6 protein-coding genes are annotated in these 5694 nt (G+C 56.6%); 2 read left to right on the plus strand and 4 right to left on the minus strand.

Annotated features, from left to right (window positions below):
• On the plus strand, nucleotides 1-1163 hold a 1163-nt coding region (locus QE270_RS02415; RefSeq protein WP_300034626.1), incomplete at its 5' end, for a TonB-dependent receptor.
• Nucleotides 1164-1569: 406 nt separating this feature from the next.
• Entirely contained in the window at nucleotides 1570-2997 is a 1428-nt protein-coding gene (locus QE270_RS02420; protein ID WP_300034629.1) for an aldehyde dehydrogenase family protein, read from the plus strand.
• Between the two features lie 75 nt (nucleotides 2998-3072).
• On the opposite strand, the gene QE270_RS02425 is transcribed toward QE270_RS02420, so the two are convergent.
• The 4 genes from QE270_RS02425 to QE270_RS02440 form a co-directional block, all read right to left on the minus strand.
• The gene (locus QE270_RS02425; protein WP_300034635.1) at nucleotides 3073-3774 is read right to left on the minus strand and encodes an IS6 family transposase; all 702 of its coding nucleotides are present in this window, start codon (nucleotides 3772-3774) and stop codon (nucleotides 3073-3075) included.
• Nucleotides 3775-3867: 93 nt separating this feature from the next.
• On the minus strand, nucleotides 3868-4959 hold the full coding sequence (locus tag QE270_RS02430; RefSeq protein WP_300034632.1) for an alkaline phosphatase family protein: 1092 nt from the start codon (nucleotides 4957-4959) through the stop codon (nucleotides 3868-3870).
• A gap of 8 nt (nucleotides 4960-4967) precedes the next feature.
• The gene (locus QE270_RS02435; RefSeq protein ID WP_300034638.1) at nucleotides 4968-5459 is read right to left on the minus strand and encodes a TonB-dependent receptor; all 492 of its coding nucleotides are present in this window, start codon (nucleotides 5457-5459) and stop codon (nucleotides 4968-4970) included.
• Nucleotides 5460-5550: 91 nt separating this feature from the next.
• Nucleotides 5551-5694 (minus strand): ATP-binding protein (locus tag QE270_RS02440; protein ID WP_300034641.1); only part of this gene is annotated, 144 nt, incomplete at its 5' end.

The raw sequence follows: 5694 nt of genomic DNA on the forward strand, positions 1-5694 counted from the left end.
CGCTTGCTTATGTGCAGGCACGCAATTTTAATAATATCGTCATCAGCGCCACATCCTTGCGCAAGACGCTTGACCAAAGGAATACGCCCTCCACCGGATTGGGTGGGAAAATCGAAATCCGACCGCCTGTTGGCAGCGACCGGCAATTACGCATCGGTGCGGATGCACGAATGTCGGACGGTGTGTTATTTGAAGATGCCTATAGCGCAGTCACTGGCCTTGTCACGGCGCGCCGAAATGCAGGTGGTAATACAGCGACCTTTGGCATCTTTGCGGAGAATGATTGGAATATCCGCGCATTGACGCTGACAGGTGGCCTACGCGCAGACCGCTGGACCATCGAAAATGGCTTTTTTGCTGAGCGCAGCGCGAATGGCACGGTGGTGCGCGATGACAAATTTGCTAATCGCGCAAGCTGGCAGACAAGCGCGCGTATCGGCGCGCTCTATGCCGCAAGAGATGGCGTTGCCTTGCGTGCGGCGGCCTACACAGGCTTTCGCTTGCCGACGTTGAATGAACTGTACCGGCCTTTTACCGTGTTACCCGTCGCCACCCGCGCCAATCCAGCATTGAATGTGGAAAAACTGCGCGGTCTTGAGGCTGGTTTCGATATCCGCTCAGCCAATGGCGTCTCGTTTGGCGCAACCCTATTCTACAACCAGCTGAATGAAGCTATAGCCAATATCACGATTAGTAAGAATTTGCGGCAGCGCGGCAATGTCGATGCCGTCGTCGCGAAGGGCGTTGAACTTTCGGGCGAGGCCGTATTCGGGGATGTGACCATTTCGGGTTCCTACGCCTTTAGCGACAGTCAAGTAAGGGCATCGGGCAGCGCGATTACGCTTAACGGTCTCTCCCCCGCACAAAGCCCGCGTCATGCCGCCAACGCAACGGTCCGCTGGACGCCAAATGCAGGGGCCGTCCTATCGGCAACCGCGCGCTATGTCGGTGCGCAGTTTGAGGATGATCTGGAGAGCAACACGCTACCGTCCGCGCTGACCTTGGACGGCTTCGCACAAATCCCGCTTACAACGCAGGTTGCATTGACGGGGCGTGTCGAAAATATCTTCAATGAAGCGGTGGTGACGCGCAAGGTTGACACGTCAATCGACCTAGGCACGCCCCGCATCTTGTGGATTGGGCTGAAGTTTACGACGCGTTAGACCGCATCGTTTGCGGCTCAACTCGAGCACTGGATGGGAAGCCGTTATAGCCGCCGCCCGCCATCACCGAGGCTCAGAGCTGGAGGCGCAAGCTGGAGACAGGAAAGGCAACCTCATCGGCTTCACTGACGTCGAAATATCATTTCTCGATCAGGTGCGGATGGATTACAACAGTCGGAACAGTCGCTCGCACAAGCGAGCATCTACATCCGTACTACGCCACCTTAAGACCGTCGCTGGCGCGACGCGAAATTCATCCAAGTGCACGTTTCTACTAAACTACAAAAAGACGGGTGCATAATGCAAATTTGCATCTTGTCAGCAGGTTTATAGGGGTTTAGGCACGGTCGCGGTTAAATCATATCAAGCACAAACAATAGTTTAGTAAATTTTAGGAGTGGATTCCATGGCCCATGCAGCAACCCTTGAGCATCCCGTCGAAAATAGCGACGCTGCAGAAGTTGCCGCACTAGTCGCTCGTTCGCGTGCGGCCCAAGCGCAGATTGAGCATTACACTCAAGCGCAAGTCGACGCACTGATCCGTGCGATGGTGTGGGCGGTGGCGAAGCCGGGGGTTGCGGAAAAGATCGCCCAGCATACAGTCGATGAGACGCAGCTTGGCAATTACGATGGCAAGTTCCTCAAGATTTTCCGCAAAACCCGCGCGACTTTGTTTGATATTATCGACGATAAATCCGTCGGCGTAATCGAAGAAGATACCGCTCGCAACATCGTCAAAATTGCCAAGCCTGTTGGTGTAATCGGCGCGCTCTCTCCCTCCACTAATCCCGAAGCGACGCCAGTCATCAAGGCGATCTCAGCAGTTAAGGGCCGCAACTCGATCATTGTAGCTCCGCACCCGCGCGCAAAATTGACTAACAAGTTGATCTGCGATTTGATGCGCGAAGCGATTGTGAAAATGGGCGCGCCTGCCGATTTGGTGATCAGCATCGATATTCCATCGGTCAACAAAACAAACGAACTGATGATCCAGTGTGACCGTATTCTCGCCACTGGTGGCAGCGCGATGGTAGTGGCCGCTTATTCCAGCGGGACGCCGGCTCTAGGTGTTGGTGCGGGCAATGCGGTGATCACCGTAGACGATACCGCAGATCTTGATGATGCCGCAGAAAAAATCCGCATGTCAAAAACGCTTGATCTTGCTGCAAGCTGTTCATCGGATAATGCGGTGATCCTGCTCGACGCAATTTATGACGAAATGCTTGCCAAGTTGCAGTCCAAGGGTGGACATATCCTTGGTGCGGACGCGAAAGCGAAGTTGCAGAACGTGCTTTGGGAAGATGGCCATATCAATGCCAAGGTTGTGGCGCAGACGCCTCAGTTCATTGCCGATTTTGCAGGCTTCAATATCCCCGATGGAACGCAATTCTTTATCGTTCCCGAAACTGGCTATGGTGCAGATCATCCCTTTTCTGGCGAGAAGATGACAGTGACGATGGCACTGTACCGTGCGAAAGACATCGACGAAGCGATCTTCCTCACAAACGCGATCCAAGCCTATCAGGGACAGGGTCATAGCTGTGGCATCTATTCCCGATCAGATGCCAACATCATGAAACTGGCCAATGCCACGCGCACGAGCCGCGTGATGGTTAATCAGCCGCAAGCGGCATCGAACAGTGGCAATTTGTGGAACGGGATGCGCCAAACCTTTTCGCTCGGCTGCGGTTCGTGGGGCGGGAACGGTACCAACAATAACATCACCTGGCGCGATCTTATCAATGAAACTTGGGTTTCCAAGCCTTTGGTGACGCCGAAGGATTTACCCAGTGATGATAAGCTGTTCGGGGATGTAATAGCAAAGCTAAGGTGATAGCACCCTCCATGGTGCTGTCAGTTTAATCGCCACTCGTCTCCGATTGGCGCACTAGGGCCCACAACATCGACTTTAGACGGCGAGCGATTGCCACTCGGCCAGGGCGACTGAGCGACGGGCCTTGTAGGGTTCGCGGTTGACGAGGTGACGTTCCGAGTTAAAATGGTTGTGCAGCGAGGCGTGCACCGAGGCGAATTTCTGCAGCGATTTCATCCGCCGGAACCGCAGCATCGCCCGCTCTCGTCGTCGGAATGGAAGATGCGAGTTCTCGACCCGGTTGTTCATCCAGCGACCCATCTCGCGGCGATCACCGTTGCCGAGTTCGCGCATCGCGGCGGGGTATGATCGGAGTCCGTCAGTAACGATCGTCTCGGCCCGACCGTGACGCTTCAGAGCCTTCTTCAGAAAGGCCAAAGCCGCTGCTTTATCGCGCTTTTTGGTAACGTAGCTTTCCAGGATCTCGCCTTCGTGATCGACCGCTCGCCACAAATAATGGTGCTCGCCGTTGATCTTCACAAACACCTCGTCAACGTGCCAGCGCCAATGCCGGAAACCCCGCATTCGGCATTGGCGCTGGCGACGGATTTCTGCCGCAAACAGCGGACCAAACCGATTCCACCACAGCCGCACTGTCTCGTGACAAATGTCGATGCCCCGTTCGAACAACAGATCCTCGACGTTCCGCAGGCTGAGCGGGAACCGTACATACATCATGACCACGAGCCGGATCACCTCTGGCGACGAATTGAAACAACGAAACGGGTTGGCGGGCATGGTCATTTCACCGTTTTACCAGCGCCGAACCCCGCCTGCAATTTTAGTCTGACAGGACCCTGTCAAAGTATGCCCGCACGCTCTCTGTAGCGCTTAGGGAGCGAATTGCGGCAGCGGCATACCGGCGTTGCGATCGAAACGGCGCCAGTCTATGCCAAGTGCCGACAACGCGCTGGCTGCTATCTGGCTCTGGGTGGCGCAGGCGCCAACTGCGGTAACGTTCTTCGAAGCCGGCGGGGAGCCAGGTTTGACGCCAGGACCGATGGCCGCGAACCAGATGGCATCGGAGCCAATGATACCTGTCTTGGTATAGTCGCGCAAATAGGTCGGGTACATTTCGAGGTAAGTTTTACTGGAATGCTCGGTCCAGGTCTCATCCGCGGCTTCACCACGGCCATGGTCGGTGGTGACAATGAGCGTAGTCTTGCCACGCATGACCGGATCCGCCTCAATGGTTTCCCAGATCGTGCGTATGAAATCGTCGGTGCGGTTGGCGGCGGCTAGATACTGTTCGTAGTTGCCAGCATGGGCGAGCTCGTCGGTATCGCCCATACCGATATAAAGCACCCGCGGCTTGGACTTGCGCAGAGTTTGAAGCGCTAGCCGGGCAGTGAGGGTGTCTGTTGGAAAGCGGTTCCCGAGGCCGGCGTTGACTGGCACGCCGCTGCGCTTGTCGTTGATTATGTACGGGAACACGTCCCAAGTGCCGAATGCTGTGACTTGGCCCTCGAAGCCGGGCTGACGGTTCAACCATTCCAAAAAAGTGACGTTGGGGTTGTAGATCTTGTCGTTGCTGGTGATGCGGTTGTCGGGCCTTCCGGTCAAGATCTCGTTGTAGCCGGGGTAGGAGAACCACATGTCGTTGACGACTTTCATGCATTCGCCCTTGTCGCGGTTGCCGAAGAGAATTCCGCCAGTCCGCGCCGCCTCGTGCAGGAATGGCATTAGGGCCGCCCCGCGGTCAGGGACCTCGATCCAGGCCTTCTGTACTGATTCCTTCAGATCTTCGTGGGTGTAGTGGCTGTTTTCCGTCAGCACCGGATCCGGGCCCCGGAACACGTCCTGCCAGCGAACGCCGTCGAGCGTGATGAGGACCAGCCGCGGGCTGGAATCGGCGGCAGTAACTGGTTCTGCAAACTGCGCGAGTAGGGCCAGCGCGAGGAAAATCCGGGAAAGGAGGCTCATGGGTAGTCCTAGTAACGCCAGGCAAGGCGGAGGGAAATTAGGCGCGGGCGGATGGGGAAGACCTGTATGGCACTAGGCCCGCAAAGCGCGATGGCGCAGCTGGCAGTGCGGACCTGTTGGCCACGCTCGTCGAAAAGATTTTGCGCCGCGAGCGTGAGCGACCAGCGGTCGCGCCTGAGGCCGGCCGAGAGGTCGACCGTGGTGTAGGCAGTCTGCGTACCCAGCAGCGCGGCCTCTGCGGTGTCGACGGAGGGCTGTGATGAGGTCTGATGCAGCAGCGAGCCCTGCAGGCTCGCCTCGAAGACGCCGAGGTCGAATTCGTAGCGGCCAGTCGCAGCCGCCTTGAAGCGGGGCGAATTGGGAAACCTTGTGCCCGCAGGGGCGGTCGTTGAATTAGGGTCGCCGTTGGCGTTGGACAGCGAACAGTCCAGCGTAGGGTTGGCGAATTTGCACAAGTCGGTGGTGATGTTGGCGTCGACCCATGTAGCCGAGGCCTGCAGACTGAGTGTTGATTGTCGTTGAGAAGTGACCCGTTATTTTCACTGAGAATTGACCCGGGTGGTTGTCATATCCCGCGTTGCGGGTTTTGGGTCAAGAGGTTGGTTTTTCCTTTCTGTTTTTGGGCGCTGCGGCACTGGCGCGGAAGCGGAAGCTGTCATTCCTGGTCTCAAGGATGTGGCAGTGGTGCGTAAGTCGATCGAGGAGGGCTGTGGTCATTTTGGCGTCACCGAACAC

The sequence above is a fragment of the Sphingorhabdus sp. genome, assembly GCF_029865925.1.
In the GTDB taxonomy this organism is placed as follows: Bacteria; Pseudomonadota; Alphaproteobacteria; order Sphingomonadales; family Sphingomonadaceae; genus Sphingorhabdus_B.